General features: G+C 55.9%; 1 protein-coding gene. It reads left to right on the top strand.

The features are described 5' to 3' along the window. Positions 1-158 precede the first annotated feature (158 nt). A partial coding sequence (istA, locus tag B5F88_RS19710) for an IS21 family transposase (RefSeq protein ID WP_140402234.1) occupies positions 159-1,019 on the top strand: 861 nt, incomplete at its 3' end.

Below are 1,019 nucleotides of genomic sequence, written 5' to 3' on the forward strand. Positions count from 1 at the left end.
TGAATACGCCGCCTGAAACGGTGCCCTTAGACCGCACGAATGGTGCACTCAGACCGCTGAAATGGTGCATGGTCACCGCAGTCATGGTGCATTGACAGGATGGCCACTAAAATGGATTCAGCATCATCAGATGCAAATTCAATTTAGGAGGCCTTACCATGGTCAATCACAAAGAGATCCTCCGGCTCAAAAGCCTGGGGCTCACCCACCGGGAAATTACAGATGCCACCGGTTGTGGTCGCAACACGGTCACACGCACATTAGCCCGGGCGCGGGAACAGAAGCTTAGTTGGCCGCAAGCTCAGTCCATGTCGCAGCAGGAAGTTTCCCAGCGGCTATTTCCAACCGAGCAAAAGGACCCTGTCTACAAGATGCCGGACTATGAGTGGGTGCACCGAGAGATGCAGAAGAGCGGCGTCACCCTGAGCCTGCTGTGGGTGGAATATTGTGAGCAATGCCGCCAGAGCGGTGAGCTACCCTACAAATCCACTCAGTTCAACAAGTATTACGCAGACTATGTCCACAAAGCCAAAGCCACCATGCACCTGGAACACAAGCCTGGTGAAACCATGCAGGTGGACTGGGCGGGCCAGACGGCAGCTCTGGTGGACACAGACACCGGGGAGCGGCTGGATGCATACCTGTTTGTAGCGGTGCTGCCATACAGCGGCTACGCATACACAGAGGCCTTTCTGGACATGAAGCAGGAGGCCTGGATCACCGGTCATGTCAACGCCTACCGGTATTTCGGCGGCGTCACCCGCATCCTCACCCCGGACAACCTCAAGACCGGTATTGTCAAGAACTCTCGTACAGAGACTGTGCTCAACAAATCCTACCAAGAAATGGCGGAGCACTACGGCACCGCCATTCTCCCGGCCCGCCCCCGCAGTCCCAAGGACAAGGCCTTTGTGGAGGGTTCCGTTGGCGTGGTCTCCACCTGGATTCTGGCTGCTCTGCGCAACCGCCAATTTCTGTCCCTTATGGAACTGAATGAAGCAATCCACGAGAAACTGGAA

Source organism: Flavonifractor sp. An306 (genome assembly GCF_002159455.1).
Classification (GTDB): Bacteria; Bacillota; Clostridia; order Oscillospirales; family Oscillospiraceae; genus Flavonifractor.